The organism is Bartonella sp. HY328 (assembly GCF_025449335.1).
In the GTDB taxonomy this organism is placed as follows: domain Bacteria; phylum Pseudomonadota; class Alphaproteobacteria; order Rhizobiales; family Rhizobiaceae; genus HY038.
The window spans coordinates 227,838-248,722 of the sequence record NZ_CP104884.1 but is presented as its reverse complement, the minus strand read 5'-3'; the positions used below and the strand labels follow the sequence as shown (position 1 = coordinate 248,722).

The window sequence follows — 20,885 nt, the reverse complement described above, 5'->3', positions numbered from 1 at the left end:
GGAGTTTATTGAATGGATGTTTTCCTAACCCAGTTGAGCAATGGTCTCGCCATTGGCAGTATCTATGCGCTCATTGCTCTTGGTTATACCATGGTTTATGGTATATTACGGCTTATCAATTTTGCCCATGGTGACCTTTTTACAATTGGTGGCTATTTTGGCTTCACCCTTTTGGTCAGCTTTGGTTTACAAGGCCATGTCAGCCCACTTATTATTCCGTGGATTTTGATTATTATGGCCGCTTGCGGTGTTGGCGTTATTGGTGTTGCACTTGAGCGCGTTGCCTATCGCCCCTTACGCAATTCTAATCGGCTTGCCGCAGTTGTTTCGGCCTTTGGCGCTTCAATCTTTTTTGAAAATGCTTTGAAATTGATTTATTCACCAAGAAGCCAATCTTATCCTGCTGATCTTATTACCCTACCCAATATCCCAATTTTTGGTGTGGATATACCAGCAAAGCGCCTTATCATGTTCGGTACTGCTGTTCTTTTGATGATGGCTCTTTATTGGTTTATCAACCGTACGCGCCAGGGCACAGCTATTCGCGCTGTTGCAATTGATCAAGGCGCTGCAAAATTGATGGGTATTAATGTTAATCGTATCATTTCACTCGTATTTTTCATCGGTCCTGCGCTTGGTGCTGCAGCTGGTGTTTTGATGGGGCTATTTTACGGACAAATTAATCCAGAGATGGGTTTTGCTTTTGGCTTGAAGGCCTTTGTTGCTGCAATTATTGGCGGCATTGGTAATATTCCTGGCGCTATGATTGGCGGCCTATTACTTGGAGTTATCGAAGCAATTGCTGGCGGCTATATTTCAGGTAGCTGGAAAGACGCAATCGCCTTTGGTGTTCTTATTGTCATTCTGATTTTTCGCCCGACCGGTATTCTGGGCGAACGAGTTGCGGATAAAGTCTAATGGAAATATTAAAAAACAACAGATATATCGGGCTTTGGATCGGAATATTTTTCTTTATCCTACTTAGTTTAGTAAGTTTTTGGCTTAATTCACATGGGGCAAATGACTGGTTGCGCACGCTTAATACGATTGGTATTTTTGCGATATTGGCGTTATCACTCAATGTTATTTTAGGCCAAACTGGCCTGTTTAACATGGGTCATGCCGCGTTTTTTGCCCTTGGCGCTTATGTTACAGGTATTCTTAACACCTCTTTGGGGTTGCCAATTATCTACACATTGCCAATTGCTGCGTGTATTGCTGGCGCCTTTGCCTTACTCGTTATCCTTCCTGTTATTCACCTACGCGGTGATTATCTTTTGGTGGTCACCATTGGTATTGGTGAAATCTTGCGTATTGCATTGATTAATGACATTTTTGGCCTAACCCAAGGTCCAAACGGTATTACAGCAATTAAGCGTTTTGAATTATTTGGTTTCAAATTTACTTCGCAATATTCGCAATTTTGGTTGATTTGGGCTTTTGTCGCTTTTACAGCTTTGTTATTCTATCTTTTGGAACATTCGCGTTTTGGCCGTGCATTAAACTATATCAAATATGATGAAGTTGCTGCATCGGGTAATGGTATTAATATTGTTCGCTATAAATTGCTTGCTTTTGCTGTAGGTGCATTTTGGGCCGGCATTGCAGGCGCTATTTATGCGCCTTTCATTCGTACCATTTCACCAGGCCTTTTTGGTTTCAATGAATCCATCGTCCTTTTTGCGATTGTTGTACTTGCTGGTGGCGGTAATATTATTGGTGTGGTTATTGCTACATTCTTATTGGTTGGCTTCAAAGATTTTTTAACCAAAAACTTTGGCGACTGGAGCATGCTAATTTTTGGCGCCATGATGATGATCATTATGATTTTGCGTCCGCAAGGCATTATGCATCCACGCCGTCGCCGGTATAAGGCACGCGATCTGGTAGGTAAATTTGCGAGCGGCATTAAGCGATCCGAGCGTAATTTCAGCCAAGATAAAGTGGGAGAAAAATAATGACCCTTTTATCTGTACAAAATCTCACAAAGCGTTTTGGCGGCCTTGTGGCAGTAAATGACGTATCATTTGACGTTGAAGAGCAAATGGTGCTTGGCCTAATTGGCCCAAATGGTGCTGGTAAAACAACGGTTTTCAATTTGATTACCGGCAATTACACGCCAACATCTGGTTCGGTCATTTTTAATGGCCAAAAAAACAATGGCAATGCACCTTACAAAATTGTGCAAAGCGGTATTGCACGTACCTTCCAAAATATTCGTTTATTCCAACAAATGAGTTGCTTGGAAAACGTCCTTGCTGGTCGTCATTGCCGCATGAAATCTGGCTTGATTTCGTCAATGTTTCATTTGCCAATGATGCAAAGAGAAGAAGCTGCTGCGGTTGAACGCTGCATGCAGGAGCTTGCCTTTGTTGGGTTGGATGCGCAATTTGCTAATGAAGCTGGTAATCTTTCTTATGGTAACCAACGCTTGTTGGAAATTGCTCGTGCCCTCGCCTCTGACCCTAAAATCTTGATTTTAGACGAGCCAGCTGGCGGTATGAATGATCAAGAAACAGCTGAATTAACTGAACTGATTGGCGCAATTAAACAACGTGGTATCACCATTTTGCTTATTGAACATGACATGAATCTGGTTATGAAAATTTGCGATAAGCTTGTTGTGCTTGAATATGGTTCCAAAATTGCCGAAGGAAAGCCGGAAGAAGTTCGGGTTAATCCAAGAGTGATTGAGGCCTATCTAGGCGCTAGCGAAGAGGAATAATCTAATGTCCAACTCTAACGCTTATCTTGAAATTAAAGATTTGCATGTCAAATATGGCAATGTTGAAGCCTTGCATGGCGTCAATATCAAGGTGCAAAAAGGCGAAATCGTCACTATTCTTGGTGCCAATGGCGCAGGTAAAACCACCACACTTGGCTCGATCAGTGGTCTTGTCAAGCCAAGTTCAGGCGAAATTCTTTTTGAAGGTCGTTCGATCCAAAAGCTAGATAGTAGTGAAATTGTTAAGCTTGGCATTACCCAATCGCCTGAAGGACGACGGGTATTTGGTACTTTGACCGTGCAGGAAAATTTGCTGCTTGGCGCTTATACCAATCACGACAAGAAAAATGAAAAGGAAATCCTTGAGTGGATTTTTGATCTTTTTCCACGTTTGAAAGAGCGCTTGCACCAGCTATCCGGCACCTTGTCGGGTGGTGAACAACAAATGTTAGCAATTGGCCGTGCCATGATGGGCAATCCTAAAGTGTTGTTGCTTGATGAGCCATCCCTTGGCCTTGCACCAATTTTAGTACGGCAAATTTTGCAAGCTGCAAAAGAAATTAATAAGCGCGGTGTAACGGTTATTTTGGTTGAACAAAATGCCCGTGCTGCCTTAAAAATTGCCGATCGTGGTTATGTAATTGAAGTAGGGCATGTGGTTTTGGAAGATGAAGCATCAAAATTGCTTGATAATCCAGAAATTCAAAAAGCCTATCTTGGCGGTTAAAAAATTTCAAAAGGCAGCTTTGGAGCTGCCTTTTTTAATGGCTTTAGCCAAGCCATTGTAAATAGACTCTAATTACATTCAAAACTGTTTTGCTGTTAAAGTGAAAGTGACTTTAATTGCTTTATTCTAGTTTATCGCAATAAAAACGAAAATTAACACATATTTCCAATGCGTTAAGCAGCTAAAAGCAGGTAGATAAATTTTTTATCAATTGCTATGGAACGCTATTGCAACGCGCAAATAATTTAACCTACAATGATAGCAATCATTTCTTTATAACAATAATTTGATTCATCAATTCTATCTTATGGCTAAGTTAGCCAATATGGTATATATAGCAAGGCTCCATAAAGAACTGGACTCCAGTTTAAGCGTGGATTAACGTCAAAAGCGGGCTGGGGCGCTATAGGGGTGATTTAAGCCGATTTTGATTTCTATACCCTATCTTTGAAGGATAATTATGGTTTCTACACATATCGGTTTTCCCATCGAGACAGTTATTGTCTTTCTTGCACTCTCTATTGGCGCAATTTTCATTGATCTTTTTATGCATCGCAATGATCAAGCTATTTCCTTGAAAAGTGCGGCGCTTTGGTCCGTTTTTTGGGTTATTGTTGCAATGGCTTTTGCCCTGTTTCTTTATATTCATCACGGATCTGAAGTTGCAAGCCTCTTTGTTACCGGTTATGCGCTTGAAAAAGTGCTTTCGGTTGATAATCTATTCGTCATGATGGCGATATTTTCTTGGTTTTCTATTCCCGATCGCTATCGCCATCGGGTATTATATTGGGGAATTATCGGCGCAATTGTTTTTAGAGCAATCTTTGTAGCAATTGGTACCGGCCTATTAAGTTTAGGGCCCTATGTGGAATTACTATTTGCATTGATTGTTGCTTGGACCGCAATAATGATGCTGAAGAGCAATGGTGATGAAGATGAAATCGAGGATTACTCGCAACATCTAGCCTATCGTTTGGTTAAGCGGTTTTTTCCAATTTGGCCAAAATTATCAGGCCATTCATTTCTGTTAACTCAAAAAGAAGTTGATGCGGAATTAGCAAAACCTGAAAATAAAGATATTACAATCGGCCGCGCTACCAAAGCTGCATTATATGCAACGCCACTAATGCTATGTGTCGCCGTTGTTGAGCTATCTGACGTTATGTTTGCCTTTGACTCGGTGCCAGCAATTATTGCCGTTAGTCGTGAACCTCTCATAGTTTATAGTGCAATGATGTTTGCAATCTTGGGCCTTCGTACCCTGTATTTTGTACTGGAAGCATTAAAAAAATATCTTTCGCAATTGGAAAAAGCAGTTATCGTTTTACTATTTTTCATTGCCTTTAAGCTTGGCCTAAATGCAACGGATCACATTTGGCATCATGGTTATAGTCTTTCTGCTACCACCAGTCTTTATGTCGTTTTGGGTGTATTAGCGCTTGGCATAATTGCAAGTGTGATTTTTCCCGATAAGTCCGATGAGGAAGAGCAAAAAAACTAAGCTATTTTGATAAAATATCGCAATTCGTGGGTTTTATTGCGTGTGGTATGCGCTTATCCCACGCGCTAAGTGTGTACCGCGCGTTGCTATTATTATATTAGAGCGCATTTCGATCTGATTGGATCAGATCGGCGCTCTAATTCATTGTTTACACGGCGATTTATCTGCGAAACTCGCTTTATAATTTTTATAAAACGCTTTAAAGAAAAATATCATTTCGCTCCATAATATCAGTGATTTTTGAACGGCTAGCATCAAAATCTACATCATCGACATCAATGATCGCTTGATTAGCAGCGCTATGGCTCAAATATGCTGCATGACCTAAACAGGCGGCAATCGCTCTTAGCTCATCGTCGGTAAAATCAACAAAAATATCTGCTGGATCAGTTGAATAGCCGTGGTCTTGATTATTGATAAAAGATTGAATTTTGTCCTTTAAAGCAATGATATAGGGCTGCGTTGCACCAATTAATAAGGGAAATTCCCAATCATCATCCATAGTTAAGCATAATTTTAAGGTCTTTTTTATAATGGTTAAATCTTCAATGGTTAAAAAAAATCTACAAATCATAATCGGATTGATCCACTTATTTAAAATAATCGCAATCTTATTTATTAATGCATAAAATTAAATATATGCGATATATATAAAATCAAATTCAAGAATTATAATTAAAATATTAGCAAATATCTTGTTAAATGCCTATTATACAGCTTTGCGGGATTTTTTTAAAGCGAATGGTGTGAGATGACAAAACGCTCAAATGAGACCAGACATCAGCATATTCTAAATGATATTAGCGATAAAATCTTAACCGGTAAATGGAGTCCTGGTTTCCAATTACCCTTTGAGGTGGAGCTTGCCGAGCATTATGGCGTTTCACGCATGACCGTCAATAAGGTCATGACGCAGCTTGTTGCTGCTGGTATGATTGAGCGGCGGCGTAAAAAGGGCAGTTTTGTACGCATGCCACAAAGCCATGCTGCTGTTTTGCCGATTAACGAAATTTCAATGGAAATTGAAAGCCTTAATCTTTTCTATAGCTATAAAATACTATCCGACACTATCCGCAAAGCGGATAGTCATGATAAGCTTCATTTAGACATTGAAGATGGTGGCCTTGTGCGCGACATTAGCTGTTTGCATTATGGTAATCACCATCCATTTTGTTTAGAACGGCGTTTAATTAACCTTGTCAGCGTTCCCGAAGCAAAAGACGCAGATTTTTCTACCATAGCGCCCGGTAATTGGCTGGTAGATCAAGTCCCGTGGAGCAGCGCTCATAACGAGATTAAAGCCCGCAATGTCAATGCATCTACCGCTAAAATCCTCAATATTGGTGAGCATAGTGCTTGCCTTTGTGTTGAACGTTTTACCAAAAATAATATTGGTGTGGTGACGTTTGTAGAACTTACTTATCCAGGGGATCATCATAGCATAGTCGCCGAATTTACCCCCAATGCAAGTTAAAGCAGCTCAACAAGGTAAAAGATAGTTTAAACAGGCGATGAAATTGCCGCAGGAACATTTTTATGAAGCGTTTAAAATTTATTGTGTTCACGGTTTTAATTGCAACTGGGTTTTTCACTGCAATACCTTATCAATCTTTTGTCGCATTTGCGCAAACACAAGGGCAAAAAATAAATGCGTTGCAAAAGGCTGCTGAGCAAGGCGATGTTGACGCGATGTATAATCTTGCAACGTTTTATATTGATGGTAACGAGATGGAGCAGGATTTTAATAAAGCCCGCGATTGGCTATTAAAAGCTGCGGAACAAAATGATATGAGAGCCGAGCGCATGTTGGGCAAAATTTACCAAGATGGCCATGGCGTTCGCGCTAATGATGAAGAAGCGGTAAAATGGTATAGGAAAGCCGCAGAACAAGGCTATGCACAAGCGCAAAATGATCTAGGAGTGATGTATCTTAATGGCGATGGTGTTGCTCATGATTATGACGAAGCATTTAGATGGTTTAAAAAAGCCGCAAACCAGAATTGGCCCATTGCCTATACCAATGTTGGCCTTAGCTATTATATGGGGCGTAGCGTACAAAAGGATAGGGATGAAGCGCTAAAATGGTTTAAAAAAGCTGCTAATGCCGGTGATGACGGTGGCCAATATTGGTTGGGTGTTTATTATCAAACTGGCAAATATGTTGAACAAGATTATCAACTGGCGTTAAAGTGGTTTTTAAAATCTGCCGATCAAGGCTATGCACAAGCGCAAAATGCTATCGGTTTGATGTATTTAAACGGCGAAGCTGTCAAAAATGACAATAAGCTTGCATATTATTGGATGGCCTTGGCCTATTTAAACTCCAATAAAAACAATAAATTATTTGAAAATAAATATGAAGCATCCAAATTTATTACAAAAGCACAGCGCAAAATGATGGATAGAGCCGCTAAAGCCTGCTTTAAGTCCAATCATGAGAATTGCCCTTTGCGCGCACTTGTGCAAAATCACCAATAGGACCCATATAGTTTTGCTCAAGGTTGACAAGCAACCACCGCAAAGAGCAACAGAAATTTTAAAAAATTTCACATTGTGCGAATTCAAACCACAAATATGCGCCACGACTATAACTAAAAACAATATCTTAACGAAGCGGCACGGTTTTCAATCTTAATCTATATGGCTTTATACCAAAATATTCTTAACGCTAATAATTGTGATAAAATCAGTTACATTACCCTAATTAGAAATGGAGGAGTGATTTTACTTTTGATGCCCTGTACACATCAAAATACAAAGCATTTTTAAAAAACATTGTATTTTTGATAAAATTCTCATAAAAATGCGCTCAAACATTGACATTCTGCGATATTTGTTGAAATCCGTTGGAATTGATATAAACAAGGCATTATTAAAGATAATGCTAATGCGTAAAGTAAGAGATAATAAAAACAGAAAGGTTAGACCATGAGCATGTTTGCCTTTACAGGCGCCATAGAGATGGGGTTTATTCTAGCCTTTGTTGGTATAGGTGTTTATCTATCATTCCGAGTGCTTGACTTTCCAGACCTAACAGTTGACGGTAGTTTCGTTCTCGGCGGTGCGGTTTATGTTGCATTGGTGGTAGCTGGAATTAATCCTTGGCTTGCCATGCTAGCGGCATTTTTTGCTGGTAGTCTTGCAGGGCTTGTCACAGCAATGCTCAATTTAGAATTTAATATTTTAAATCTGCTTGCCTCCATTTTGGTAATGACAGCGCTTTATTCTATTAACTTACATGTAATGGGCAGCGGAAACCTACAAGTTGGCAATGCTCCTTCAATTTTTACACCTTTTGAGGGATTATTTGGCTTAAAGTCTTATTATATACGTATTATTATCATTGGAATATTGGTTCTTATTACTGCGCTTATTTTTTGGCGTTTTCTTGAAAGTGAAATAGGCCTTGCCATACGCGCAACTGGTATTAATAAGAAAATGGCTAATGCTCAAGGTGTTAACACTTCTTTCCATGTTTATTTAGGCCTTGCATTATCAAACGGCTTGGTTGCCATAAGTGGCTCATTTTTTGCTCAAATCAATCACGGTATGGATATTACAGGCGGTATAGGCACCATTGTTTTTGGTCTTGCAGCAGTCATTATTGGCGAGGCTTTATTTCAAAGTCGTAATCTTCTTGTTATTTTATTATCCTGTATTGTTGGATCAGTGCTTTATCGAATTGCTGTTTTTTTAGCTTTAGGCGGCGTGTTGGGCGTAGATCCATCAAAAGACATGCAATTGGTAACGGCTGTAATTGTAGCTTTATTCCTTATTGTACCTAAATATTTGGGGGCAAAGAAATATGATTAAGCTTTCTCATATTGATGTAACCTTTAAAGCTGGAACGCCCCTTGAAAAACGCGCCCTTATTGATATAGGCCTTGAAATAGAGCGTGGCAGTTTTGTAACTGTTATTGGCTCCAATGGTGCGGGCAAATCCACTTTGCTTGGGGTTTTAGCTGGTGATATTTTGCCAAGCGCCGGCGAAGTCATTATCAATGATATTGATGTTACAAAAAAGCAAACTGCTGATCGCGCTAACCAGATTGCCCGCGTTTTCCAAGATCCGTTGGCTGGTAGCTGCGGCTCGCTAACCATTGAAGAAAACTTGGCGCTTGCGGCAAAACGCGGTGAAAAACGCGGTTTAAAGTTAGCTATTGGCAAAGGGCGCCATGAAGAATTTCGCGAACGCATCGCCGCCCTTGGTCTGGGGCTTGAAGATCGTATTCAAAACCGTATGGATATGCTGTCTGGTGGGCAACGCCAAGCTGTGTCATTGATTATGGCAACTTTGGCAAAGGCTGATATTTTATTGTTGGACGAGCACACCGCCGCGCTTGATCCCGGCATGGCTGAATTTGTCATGAAACTTACCGATCGGATCGTTAGTGAAAATAAATTGACCACTTTGATGGTCACTCATTCAATGCGTCAAGCACTTGATTATGGTAGCCGCACCTTGATGCTGCATGGCGGCAAGATTATTTTGGATGTCGCCCACGAAATACGCCAAGGTCTTGATGTGAACGACTTGCTTGATATGTTTGCCAAAGTGCGCGGTGAAGCGCTTGATGACGACAAATTATTAATGGATTAAAGATTTAAGCCACCCAATTGGGTGGCTTTTTTTTGCACTATAAATAAGCGTTCGCGTTATTTGCTTGTAAATTAGCCGCAATTATATTGAAAAAAGCATTTTTTAAATCTTACATCTTTGGGAATATCATGAAGACAATCCAGGAAATGGGAAAGTACCAACAAAAACGCCGCTATGTCATTGGGCTTATTATTGTTGTTTTAATTTTTGCCCTATTATTCATTCGTTCGTCTTGGTATGGGCATATGCATGAATATATTGAAGCCTTTGGCCTTGGCTTTATCGTTTTTGCAATTATTGGTCGCCTTTGGTGTACGCTTTATATTGGTGGGCGCAAAAGCGCTGAGATTGTTGCCATCGGCCCCTATTCCATAAGCCGCAACCCACTTTATGTATTTAGTGCCATTGGCGCCATTGGCATTGGGGCGCAGACTGGCAGCATAGTTTTAGCCCTTATTATGGGGTTTTTATGCTATATTGCCTTTTTACGGGTTATTTTAGTTGAAGAAAAATTTTTGCAAGGAAATTTCGGCGAACCCTATCAACAATATTGCCAAAAAGTTCCCCGTTTTTTCCCAAAGTTTTCACTTTTTCATGATGCCAATGAGCTAATCGTTAAGCCAGATCGACTTTACCGCACCTTTAGTGATGGACTTGTTTTTTTCATTGCTTATCCGGTATTCGAATTTATTGAATATTTACAAGACAGCAATATTTTACCTGTTTTATTTCACATGTATTAAATCTTATTTTAAAGCATTTTTGGTATATTTGCGAATGTCACCAAAAATGCTTTTCCCTTATAGTTCTTTGCCCAAATGGCTAAAAATTAAGAAACTCAATCAAAGATTTATGAAGCAAATAGCACTTTTATTTAATAATAATGAAAATGCTATTTTACCTATTAGTCGTTTATGCGTCTTAAAATCTTTTGCGCATCTTTGTCACCTTGCTTTGCAGCAAGCTTAAACCATTTAATCGCTTCAAGCTTATCTTGCTTAATATTTTTGCCATTTAAAAACATGATACCCAAATTATATTGCGCATCTAAATGACCCTGATTGGCAGCAAGCTTATACCATTTCACCGCCTCGTCCCCGTTCTGAGCAATGCCATTACCGCCATCATATAATACACCTAAATTATACTGGGCGTCTTCATTGCCTTGCTCTGCCGCAAGCTTATACCATTTCACCGCCTCAGCCGCATTTTTAGCAACACCTCGGCAATTTTCATATATCGTACCTAAATTATTTTGAGCCTTTGGATCGCCTTGATCTGCCGCAAGCCTATACCATTTCAATGCCTCGGCTTGATCCTTAACCACACCCTCACCTTCATCATACATAAGGCCCAAATTATTTTGCGCTTTGACAAGCCCTTGCTCTGCAGCAAGCCTATACCACTTTACTGCCTCAGCCTTATCCTCAACAACGCCTTTGCCATTTTCATACATGATAGCCAAATTGAATTGGGCAACTGCATCGCCTTGCTCTGCCTTGGCACGAAGAGACATTATGCTTTCAGCACCATAGCTGATATGAACGGAAAAAATGCTGATTATGACCATTAAAAACAACCGCATTATATTAGTTTTTAATTTCATATCCTATCCATCTTTCGCTAAAGTAAGGTAATTACGTTGCATTTATGCTTAATTTTTGTATTTTCAAAATATTTTCTATAATTTGCAATAGGTTTTAATTGCCGATACTCTAACACTATAAAAATATTGGAGTACTTTACTGCGGCCAGATTAAATATGATTTACAGTGAATGTAAAGTCAAAAATCTTTATTAAATAGCAGCACTCTTTAGGCGTTCTAACATCCCATCATAAATTATATTTGACATTTTTTCAGAAGTAAAAAATTTGGGGTTTAGTGCTATTTGGTAAAAAACTAAATAGTGCGATGACTTCACCCTTTAATCTTGTACGCTTCGATCTAACTGGCGAAAGGGCCCACGTTTTATGGCTTTAAATTAACCGCATCTACTTTTTTATCGGGATTAGAACGTAACAACCACAAATAGACAATATATAAGACAATCCCAAAAATAAAGCCGCCACATATAAATATCCGCCAGATCTCAAATGAGTTATCGAACGCGCCAAAGCGAGAAGTATAAGCTAAACAATTGATTAGGCCGATGACTACACCTACACTGCAAGCGGCTAAAAAGCCAAATCTATAATATTTGCAAAAAATCCTATAAAAAGCCCAATAAATCACCAGATAGATAAAGAAATTCAAAAAGAAAAATATTTCTGATGCTTCAGTTACGATAAGCCCACCAAATATAGCCCAACCTTTCAACGGAAATTTTTCAGTTGTTAAAATATACCCCCAAACAAGCACATTGATAAAAATAAGGGGGCTAGAAAGAGTAAACCAATAAGCCTTGGTAAAATTGCCTATTTTAAACCATTTTATACCGCTTGGTGATAATGCATAATCATGTATTAGCTTTAAAATCACCCCAAACAACACACCATGGAGTAAAATCAAACGGAGAGCGAACATAAATGGAAACCGTTCAGCCATTAAAAGATATATAATGAATCCATTTAAACTGCAAACGCATAGACCTATTATAAAGGCCGACCACCAGTTAATGGTAACAAATTTTTTAATCACTGCATAAATAGGAACAATAATTACAAATAAAATTATATAATTTAAGAAAAAAATATAAGCAAATGTGGTAACGAAAAAAGAAGCAGCCGGCATAAACAAAATGGATTTATCGCTATATTCGGGTATTTGCAGCACAAATTGCTTCAATACAAGTATTAAAGATGCAACTAAGCATGTGACCAGCATCGTTAGCCCATAAGATTTTACGAAACTACCCATTTTATCCCCCTATCAAACCGCAATACCACCTAAAATATTGAACATTGTTCAATATAATTATCACAAGTAATACCATGAAGCAATAGATATTTATTTATGCTATTGCATGAAATTTGGCGCGATAGTTATGTTTCTTTTAAACTTGTCTTTACAAAAGCTTTTTATGTCGAGCTATATGTATAATTCTTTAGCTTTAGTTTTATAAACACCATAAACAAGTCAGAATAATTTTAAGTCAATTTCTATTAGAGCGTTTTTAAAAAAAGTGTGAAGCGGTTTTCGGACAAAAAACGCGGTGTAAACAATGGATTAGAGCGCCGATCTGATCCAATCAGATCGAAATGCGCTCTGGCTGTTTAATTAAAAACCTCATCCACATTCTTTAAATAGGGCTTTTGTCGTTTTTTAAACCAATAATGGATAGGTGCAAAAATCGCGCTGAAAATCACATTTAGTATTAAAAATAAATGTAATTGAAAATCTTCGCTACTTTCCAAAAATATAATACATAGATAATTCATAATAATACCAAACACCAGCACCATAAAAATTGCATAGACCCAAGAAAAATCGGTAAATTTTTTTACAATTGCAAATAGTGGCAGTCCAATCACCACCATCAAAACCAGATAAGCTACAATTGATGATAGTGCCAAGATGAGAGATATCGCTAAAGCATCGGGCATAACAGTTTCTGTGAACGTCTCAGTGTCCTCTTTTAATATTAGCCAAAAAAAAGTAAACACGAATATGGCGTTGATAAAAACTGCCAAAATATAGGATTGAATAAAGCTTTTCATTTTCTGCCCAAGTTAAAATAGTAGCAATTTTCCACAACAGCCATGGTAAAAGCTAAAATTATCTAAACTCTTTAGCAATATCAAGTTTGGTAGGCTTTTCGCGCCTTTTAAACCAAGAATATGGAGCCAAAAAAATAACACCAAAAAGTATACTAATCACCAATATACCTAGTATTGAAATCGCGCGAACTTCACCGGTACGGAGCAAAGTGAAAAAACTCATGCAAGTGTTTATTAAAAACCACATGACCGTGCTAAACAGCCAAGAAAAACTGCGCCGTTTTGTAACAAGTTTAAAAAAAGGCAAAGCTACAACCCACATTAAAGCAAAATATATTGCTAAGCTTTTTACCATCAAAGCCATTTTTTGAGGAAGCAATGTTGTTAATAAATCGAGATCATTGCGGAACAAGAATAACGAAAATACAAATCCTAAAACATATAAAATCGCCAAGGTTGATAAATAGGCATTGATAAAGCTTTTCATTTTATTCCAACTGCTTTCAGGGTCTCCAATTACCGATGAATAAGCTTTTTTATTATAGTTACGCAATAAGTTTTAAGGCTTTTGTTAAAATATTGTATAAAACCTTATTTGTTATTTACAAACAACTGGTTTAAGTCCAATTTAATTGGACAAATTGTCAGCTATTACAGCATTTTGCACTCATTGAGGGATTTTATGAACCGCATATTGTTTTTTATTGGGCTTTGCTTCATCACAATCTTCAACCTTTCCAATGCCCATGCTCAAGATAGCAATATGCTGTTTGAAGGAGAAACGCTTAAATGGCGGTTAGCAGATGGCGTCCAAACTTTTAGATTCAATGACATTACCGTTAAACTTACTCCCTTAACTATTGGTGATGATTTTGAAATGCGCTTTGATATTGTAAAGCCCAATGCAAAACCACTCACCTTCAAAGAATCTGGTCCTTTGGGCAATATTAGTATTGCCCGTTTTGGTGAAGGTACTAAGTATAATATTGTTTTATCGGTATTTAGCGGTGGTACCCATTGTTGCAGTGCGGTTTATGTTGTAGATTACAGCAATGGCGCAAAACTCATCAATGTTGGTAGTTTTGATGGCGATGTTTTAGTGCCAAAAGATATTGACGGTGACGGCTTAAATGAATTGGTCACTTATGACCAAAATTTTTTCATGTTTTCATCTTATGCTGGCGCAATGCCCCCTATGAAAATTTTTACTATTGCAAATGGTGAACTGCGAGACGTGACCAAAGAAGAGCATTATATCACTGCCCATGAGAATTATTTCAAAATGCAATCAAGCGCCTGTAACAATATGGTCAAAGAAAACACCGGTGCATGCCTTGGACTGCTTGGCACGGCAGCTTTGCTTGGTGTATTTGACTCAGCCATGCAAATGCTTGATTTTGATAGCCCGGCGGAAGTAGCAGAGAACACAATGGCGCCCTATAGCATTTGCAATGATACGGCCTGCAAGCAACCAAAAGAATTTAATGACGAAAAGTCCGCTATCATTTATGCATTGAGCCTTTGGGGCTATCAACCCAGCCAATATAGTGAAAATAAAGATCTTACTACCTTTATTAGCCGTTTAAAGGGCAAGAATTTTGGCGAAAATGTCGATGCTTGTATGGAAGGGCCAGTGTCACTTAAAGCAATTACCGCCAATAACCATATTATTTATGAATTATCACGCTATGAAGGCAGTTGTGCTTTTGAAAACGGTGCAATTATTGGCAATAGTCTTGTCGCCAAAGCTGTTTGTAAAGGTATTGGTGAATCCGTCTGGCTTGAAAACCACATCTATAATTACGATGGTAAAACCTTGGCACTATCCTCTTTTACATCGACACGCTTTGAAGATATTTATGTTTCAAATATGGGGCAATGCCGCAATTAATAAGGTAAATTAATTAAAACCTTACATATTTTCATTTTATAAAAATATACAAAATAAAGGCAAAAGCATATTGACAGTATAAAAACCATAATTTTGGGGAGGGTAATATGGACAACAAACACCAAGGATATAGAAATTTATGCCTGCTTACCGTGGCACAAGCTCTTGGTGCTTCAAGTCCACCAATTATTATTTCCCTTGGTGGCTTAGTCGGGCGCAATTTAAGCGATAATGCTGCCATTGCCACATTGCCCGTATCTATCTATCAAGCAGGCGTTGCTTTAAGCGTAATTCCAGCTGCGTTTTTTATGCGGCAATTGGGTCGGCGCTGTGCCTATTTGGTCGGCGCGATATTTGGCGTTTTATCAGGCCTTGTTGCAGCATACGGCATTATTCATGGCTCGCTTTTTATCTTTTGCCTTGGTACTTTATTGGCCGGCATTTATGGTGCCCATGTGCAAAGCTATCGTTTTGCCGCAACTGACGGTGTTTCACCACAAATGCGTAATCGCGCTATTTCATGGATTATGGTTGGCGGACTTATCGCCGCTGTTATAGGTCCGCAATTGGCAAACAGAACAAGAAATAGCTTTGAGAATATTGAGTTTGTCGGCTCATTTTTAAGCCAAACTGGTTTGGCCTTGCTTGTTATACCGATATTGTTCTTCTACCGCCCTATAATACAAACAGATAGCCAAACTTTACACAACACGTCCACCATTAAAATTAGTGAAATATTACGTATCCGCGGCTTTTTATTAGCGGCAATTGCCGGTGCAATTTCCTTTGCCTTGATGAGCTTTTTAATGACGGCAACGCCCATGGCCATGCATGACCATCACCACTCTATCGATCAAGCCACCCTTGGTATCCAATGGCATATTTTGGCAATGTTTGGCCCAAGTTTTGTAACCGGAACCCTGATTAATAAATTTGGTGCCGAACGCATAACCGCTATTGGTCTCACGCTCATCATGCTATCGGCATTTGCGGCTTTGACTGGTTATGGACTTATTCATTTTTTTACTGCGCTAATTTTATTGGGGCTTGGCTGGAATTTTGGTTTTATCGGTGCAACAGCAATGGTTGCTGCTCTTTCTACGCCGCAAAACAAAACCAAAATGCAAGGTATCAATGATTTTATTGTTTTTGGCAGTGTTGCAGTATCGTCATTTTTATCTGGTGTGCTTTTAGAAAGTGCTGGCTGGGTGATAATCAATCTTTTGGTTTTTCCAATTGTTCTTGCCATTCTTATTCCGCTGCTTTGGCGGCAAAGCAATGAAAAAAAGCAAGATAATTAACTGCTCAACACATAAAAATTGTCTGCAATTTTAATATTATACGTCATAAACCTCTGCCTTTTCACCGTAGAAGTCAAAATATAGCCATTTGAAAATTGCCGCAAACAAAAGGCCTTGGATAATGGATAAAAATAAAAATAAAAAGTCCGATTTTTCAAAGCTATGGCTAAAATCAAATAGCTTCCAAAAAAAATAAATTGAATATGTTAAAATACTTACAAGCTGCGCATAAACAAAAATGACAGTGCTTTTGCCATAGGCCAGATTATTAAACCTTTGATAAAGCGGCAAAGCTACGCAAACCATGATGACTAAATTCATAATAGGTAAATATACATCATATATATAAAAACATCCAGAAAGTTTTGTATTGCATAAGTATTAAGTACATTGCCATCATGCTTAGTCATATAGATAATAAATGCAATTGGTAAAACCATTATGCTTATAAAAATAGTTAAACAATAGACTTTAATAAATCTGGTCATAACCGCCTCAAAATGATTATAGATGTACTTGAACAACGTAATATATTAAATAGAAATTCACAATAATTCAAAATATAATACAATTATTCTCATATATTCTCGGATTTTAAATTGAACCATATTTATATAAATAGATAGAATTGCTTTTGAAATTACAAATACCTATAAATATAAAATTAAATGTTTTTAAGAGATATTGGAGTATATTGCGTGCTTGTACGGATCTTTTTATTTGCATATCAGATTTATTTTAAATTTGCAAAAAGGCGTTATCTTAAAAAAAGAAATTTTACTTATATTCAGTCACTTTTTGATGAAACGCCGATTGTTAAGCAAGAAATCTACGATCTTTTACTCAAATTTTCTAATAATGATTTTGATGGCTTTGAGGCTGATTACGATGCTATGCGGCAAAATGATGAATATTTATCCGGCGGTCAGCTCAAAAGTAGCTTAGTCCTTGACGCGCTAGTTACAATAATTAACGATTATGACATGAAAGCGGCGCAAGAACGCTTAGCCGCTCTTAATGACTGGTGGCAAAAAGACAAAACCGCCTTTAGCTGCGGCCTTTATGCTTATTACCTATATCAGCGCGGATGGTCTAAACGTGGTGGCGGCTATATAAGCGATGTTAGTGAAGGTGGTATGCAAGGCTATAGCGACTATTTGGTGAAGGCAAGCGACGTACTTAATGATTGCCATGAAACGACCGATAATTGTTTAATATGGAATTTGGCTAATTATTGCCTGCATAGTGATGGTGGCGTAACCAGAGACGAGCTTCACCAATATTTTGAAAAATGTGTGGCATTAGAGCCTTATAACCTTGCTCATTATGCCAATCATGCTTTTCGCCTTATGCCGCGTTGGTTTGGCGATTCCATGCAGGATGTTGAAGATTTTGCACGCATAGCGGTTGAACGAACCAAGGATAAATTTGGCGCCGGTGCTTATGCCGCTATCTATTACTTACAATCTACTATAGCAGAAAATCCCTTTGATGAAAGTTTTTGCGATCTTGATCTGTTGGATCAAGGCTTTGAGGATCTTTATGCACGTTTTGGTGGTCAAACATGTGTCAATTATCACCTTATGGTGCTTAATTGGGCAATGGCGCATAAAAGAGCGCTGCCTTTGGTTGAAAATCGTCTAACCACCATTGTTACTAATGCATGGTGTGATGAAGACATGGGGGATAATACCGAATATGCCAATTTATCGGTGACAATGATCGGCTTGAAACTTTTTACCATTTTTGAAGATGATGAAGATGAAAAAGCCAAGGAAGGCTAAGGGCAATATTTAAAAATATAGGCTAGTTTGGTCGCAAATATAATTTTTCTGTACCTGCGACAAAGAAGCGGCTTTTACATTGAATGATAACACCATAATTTAAACCAAAGATCACAAATAATATGATGGTGATCAAGATGTTAAACACCATCATAGTGGTGCAATATTGCCTTGTTAAGCTTGTTATTGCGGCATTTGCCTCAATAAAGCTTGGCGTGCTGTTTTTATAGTCGAAACGAAAGGACATAAAATGATTACCACCACAATTTTTCCATCACGTTATATTCAAGGCCCGAATGCTTTATCATTGCTGGGCGAAGAATTGGCGCGTTTGGGAAAAAAAGTTCTTCTGCTTGAAGATCCTTTTGTTGCCAAAGATTATAATGATGCGATCAATCAAGGACTAGGTGATAAAATTCAATCAGTCATTGAAGTTTTTACCGGTGAATGCTGTGACGAAGAAATTGATCGTCTTGCAAAAACTGCTGGTATTGATGTTGTTGCAGGTATTGGCGGCGGAAAGACCCTTGATACCGCAAAAGCCGTCGCCCATACTTTAAAAGTACCAGTGGTTATTGTGCCAACCCTTGCGTCTACTGATGCACCATGCAGCGCCCTATCGGTTATCTATACGCCAAAAGGCGAGTTTTCCCGCTATTTATTTTTGCCAAAAAACCCTGATCTTGTTTTGGTCGATAGTGCTATTATTGCCAAAGCCCCCGTCCGCTTTTTGGCTGCCGGAATTGGTGATGCCCTTGCCACTTGGTTTGAAGCAGAATCCTGCCGCCTATCAAAAGCAAATAATATGACAGGTCGCCCTGGCTCTAACACCGCTTATGGTTTAGCACGTCTTTGCTTTGATACTTTGCTTGAATATGGCTCCCTTGCATATCAATCATGCGAAGCTGGTGTGCCAACCCCGGCACTTGAAAAAATCATTGAAGCCAATACTTTGCTTTCCGGCCTTGGTTTTGAAAGTGGCGGTTTGGCCGCCTGCCATGCCATCCATAATGGTTTGACTATATTGCCACAAACCCATCATTATTGGCATGGTGAAAAAGTCACCATTGGCGTTTTAGCATCCCTTATCCTCACCGATAAAGATGCAGAAATGATTGATCTTATCTTTGATTTTTGTGAATTGGTCAATTTGCCAACCACCCTTGCCGATATCGGTCTTGGGGAGGTGAGCGACGCAGATTTGATGAAAGCGGCGGAAGCTGCAACGGTGACAGGTGAAACCATTCACAATGAACTTGGCACAATTACCGCGCAAATGGTGTTCAATGCATTGCGTGCAGCCGATGCCATTGGCCGTGAACGCAAAGGTGAGTAAGTATTAAGTGTAAGTTATTAGAAATTTACCTTAACAGTTAAACGGGTATTATCAGTAATAAGCCAATATGGTCTTTTGGGTTTTTAACAAAATAGATCATAACTTACTGATAATGCCCTTTTTCATTTTCGCTTTCCCTTTAAAACCCAAAGTCCTTAAGGCAAAAATCTATATGAATTATGAAATATATAATTATAGAGTTTTGATGTATTAGTTTAAAATACAAAAAACTTCATAATTTTATTTTTATAAATTTATTCATTACACATTATAAGGGGTGGGATAATGCTAAGAATGATTTTAATACTTATTTTTGGTATAATAACCTTACTATCAACTGCCGCTTTAAAGGCAGAGGAGCGTGTTGGGCCGCCATTTTCTTATCTTGATGGTACTGGCTATACCACAAAACAAATGGTTGTTTATGATTGCCCTTCCAAAAAATGCAATAAAATTGAAGTACTACCTATCGCCTGCGTAGTTGATTATTACGAGCCGTCAGACAGCGATGGTTATGGGGATTGGATACGTATTCGCCGCTTTAGCTGCATTAAAAATAATTCTATATTCGCCTCTGATCATATTGATGGTTATATTGAAGATGATCTTTCATATGAAGATGCCATAGAAGCACTTGTGCCATCTAAGGAAAAAAACAAATATAATTTAATGTTATGTAACTATGATTGTTTTGTACTAAAGTCAGAGGACTTTTCCTATAAAGAAGACTTAGTTGATAGCAATTGTTCCATAGGTTTAACCGTTGTTAATCAATTAAAGAATTCATATTATTGGCTTCCTGTTGATAATGTTTTTACAAGCTGCCAATTTAAAAAATACAAAGATTACACAATTGTTTGGGCCCAGTTTTTAAAGCCCGTAAAAAAATAGTTTGTTACCAAAAATTACTATTTAATGGATAAATACATGAATACTAAGCTAGAATTGGATAAATATTTAGATAAGATCAATTATGGCTATGATGGTTATTTGCATGAAGTTCATTTTTCTCATTATTTAAATGATGTAGAGCTTATCACCTCTATATATGGTGAAAATGGTGAAGGGTTAATTTTAACAATGAAATTAACTGCAATACAAGAAGGTAAGTTCTTCAATCATTATAATAGTCTATTTGCATTAATGTCCTCTGGAATTAAATATAAACAATTTGACGGGTTGCATTTTGTATCATTTGATATTTGCGAAGATGGCGAGGAACTCAACAGCGCCGAATTATTTAAATGAGGCGAACTTTACTTTGCCAGCAAGGAATTTGCTTTTAAATTTGAACCTTATGAAACAAGCAAATATGCAAAAAAATAATATTGTTGATATATCGATAGACTTTCCATTTTGTGG

Annotated in this window: 21 protein-coding genes; 16 read left to right on the top strand and 5 right to left on the bottom strand. The window is 38.2% G+C overall.

Features of this window, described 5'->3' with window-relative positions; translation table 11 throughout:
- Nucleotides 1–12: 12 nt before the first annotated feature.
- From N5852_RS14550 to N5852_RS14530, 5 genes are all read left to right on the top strand, one after another.
- Nucleotides 13–918 (top strand): branched-chain amino acid ABC transporter permease, encoded by a 906-nt coding sequence (locus N5852_RS14550; protein ID WP_262099893.1) that lies wholly within the window; start codon nt 13–15, stop codon nt 916–918.
- Nucleotides 918–1,958, top strand: coding sequence for a branched-chain amino acid ABC transporter permease (locus N5852_RS14545; protein WP_262099892.1), 1,041 nt, complete (start codon nt 918–920; stop codon nt 1,956–1,958). The genes N5852_RS14550 and N5852_RS14545 overlap by 1 nt, the downstream gene beginning before the upstream one ends.
- On the top strand, nt 1,958–2,725 hold the full coding sequence (locus N5852_RS14540; RefSeq protein WP_262099890.1) for an ABC transporter ATP-binding protein: 768 nt from the start codon (nt 1,958–1,960) through the stop codon (nt 2,723–2,725). Before N5852_RS14545 ends, N5852_RS14540 begins: the two co-directional genes overlap by 1 nt.
- Before the next feature lie 4 nt (nt 2,726–2,729).
- On the top strand, nt 2,730–3,452 hold the full coding sequence (locus N5852_RS14535) for an ABC transporter ATP-binding protein (RefSeq protein ID WP_262099889.1): 723 nt from the start codon (nt 2,730–2,732) through the stop codon (nt 3,450–3,452).
- Between the two features lie 460 nt (nt 3,453–3,912).
- On the top strand, nt 3,913–4,953 hold the full coding sequence (locus tag N5852_RS14530; protein ID WP_262099888.1) for a TerC/Alx family metal homeostasis membrane protein: 1,041 nt from the start codon (nt 3,913–3,915) through the stop codon (nt 4,951–4,953).
- A 199-nt stretch (nt 4,954–5,152) separates the two neighbouring features.
- On the opposite strand, the gene N5852_RS14525 is transcribed toward N5852_RS14530, so the two are convergent.
- Nucleotides 5,153–5,527, bottom strand: coding sequence for a hypothetical protein (locus N5852_RS14525; RefSeq protein ID WP_262099887.1), 375 nt, complete (start codon nt 5,525–5,527; stop codon nt 5,153–5,155).
- A 177-nt stretch (nt 5,528–5,704) separates the two neighbouring features.
- Here N5852_RS14525 and N5852_RS14520 point away from each other — a divergent pair, with 177 nt between their 5' ends.
- From N5852_RS14520 to N5852_RS14500, 5 genes are all read left to right on the top strand, one after another.
- On the top strand, nt 5,705–6,427 hold the full coding sequence (locus N5852_RS14520; protein ID WP_262099886.1) for a histidine utilization transcriptional repressor HutC: 723 nt from the start codon (nt 5,705–5,707) through the stop codon (nt 6,425–6,427).
- Nucleotides 6,428–6,489: 62 nt separating this feature from the next.
- On the top strand, nt 6,490–7,431 hold the full coding sequence (locus N5852_RS14515; RefSeq protein WP_262099885.1) for a tetratricopeptide repeat protein: 942 nt from the start codon (nt 6,490–6,492) through the stop codon (nt 7,429–7,431).
- A 450-nt stretch (nt 7,432–7,881) separates the two neighbouring features.
- Entirely contained in the window at nt 7,882–8,766 is an 885-nt protein-coding gene (locus N5852_RS14510; RefSeq protein ID WP_262099884.1) for an ABC transporter permease, read from the top strand.
- The gene (locus N5852_RS14505; protein ID WP_262099883.1) at nt 8,759–9,553 is read left to right on the top strand and encodes an ABC transporter ATP-binding protein; all 795 of its coding nucleotides are present in this window, start codon (nt 8,759–8,761) and stop codon (nt 9,551–9,553) included. Before N5852_RS14510 ends, N5852_RS14505 begins: the two co-directional genes overlap by 8 nt.
- A gap of 128 nt (nt 9,554–9,681) precedes the next feature.
- A complete protein-coding gene (locus N5852_RS14500) occupies nt 9,682–10,296 on the top strand; it encodes a methyltransferase family protein (RefSeq protein WP_262099882.1) in 615 nt (204 codons plus the stop codon).
- Between the two features lie 161 nt (nt 10,297–10,457).
- Here N5852_RS14500 and N5852_RS14495 read toward each other — a convergent pair whose 3' ends face one another.
- The 4 genes from N5852_RS14495 to N5852_RS14480 all read right to left on the bottom strand — a co-directional run bounded on the left by N5852_RS14495 (nt 10,458) and on the right by N5852_RS14480 (nt 13,698).
- Nucleotides 10,458–11,159, bottom strand: a complete 702-nt coding sequence (locus N5852_RS14495) for a tetratricopeptide repeat protein (RefSeq protein ID WP_262099881.1) — start codon at nt 11,157–11,159, stop codon at nt 10,458–10,460.
- 364 nt (nt 11,160–11,523) lie between these two features.
- Complete coding sequence (locus tag N5852_RS14490) at nt 11,524–12,411, bottom strand: hypothetical protein (RefSeq protein WP_262099880.1); 888 nt, start codon at nt 12,409–12,411, stop codon at nt 11,524–11,526.
- 356 nt (nt 12,412–12,767) lie between these two features.
- Nucleotides 12,768–13,157 (bottom strand): hypothetical protein, encoded by a 390-nt coding sequence (locus N5852_RS14485; protein WP_262099878.1) that lies wholly within the window; start codon nt 13,155–13,157, stop codon nt 12,768–12,770.
- 112 nt (nt 13,158–13,269) lie between these two features.
- Nucleotides 13,270–13,698, bottom strand: a complete 429-nt coding sequence (locus tag N5852_RS14480) for a hypothetical protein (RefSeq protein WP_262099877.1) — start codon at nt 13,696–13,698, stop codon at nt 13,270–13,272.
- Between the two features lie 195 nt (nt 13,699–13,893).
- Between N5852_RS14480 and N5852_RS14475 the strand changes: the two genes are divergently transcribed.
- From N5852_RS14475 to N5852_RS14450, 6 genes are all read left to right on the top strand, one after another.
- Entirely contained in the window at nt 13,894–15,102 is a 1,209-nt protein-coding gene (locus tag N5852_RS14475) for a hypothetical protein (protein WP_262099876.1), read from the top strand.
- Between the two features lie 107 nt (nt 15,103–15,209).
- Nucleotides 15,210–16,403: an MFS transporter gene (locus N5852_RS14470; RefSeq protein WP_262099875.1), complete on the top strand. Its 1,194-nt coding sequence runs from the start codon at nt 15,210–15,212 to the stop codon at nt 16,401–16,403.
- Between the two features lie 698 nt (nt 16,404–17,101).
- Complete coding sequence (locus tag N5852_RS14465; protein ID WP_262099873.1) at nt 17,102–18,187, top strand: hypothetical protein; 1,086 nt, start codon at nt 17,102–17,104, stop codon at nt 18,185–18,187.
- Nucleotides 18,188–18,437: 250 nt separating this feature from the next.
- The gene (locus N5852_RS14460; protein WP_262099872.1) at nt 18,438–19,523 is read left to right on the top strand and encodes a glycerol dehydrogenase; all 1,086 of its coding nucleotides are present in this window, start codon (nt 18,438–18,440) and stop codon (nt 19,521–19,523) included.
- Between the two features lie 285 nt (nt 19,524–19,808).
- Nucleotides 19,809–20,414 (top strand): hypothetical protein, encoded by a 606-nt coding sequence (locus tag N5852_RS14455; RefSeq protein WP_262099871.1) that lies wholly within the window; start codon nt 19,809–19,811, stop codon nt 20,412–20,414.
- A 36-nt stretch (nt 20,415–20,450) separates the two neighbouring features.
- Nucleotides 20,451–20,771 carry a hypothetical protein gene (locus N5852_RS14450; protein WP_262099869.1) on the top strand — a complete coding sequence of 107 codons (321 nt, stop codon included), beginning with the start codon at nt 20,451–20,453 and terminating at the stop codon, nt 20,769–20,771.
- The last annotated feature ends 114 nt before the right edge of the window (nt 20,772–20,885 follow it).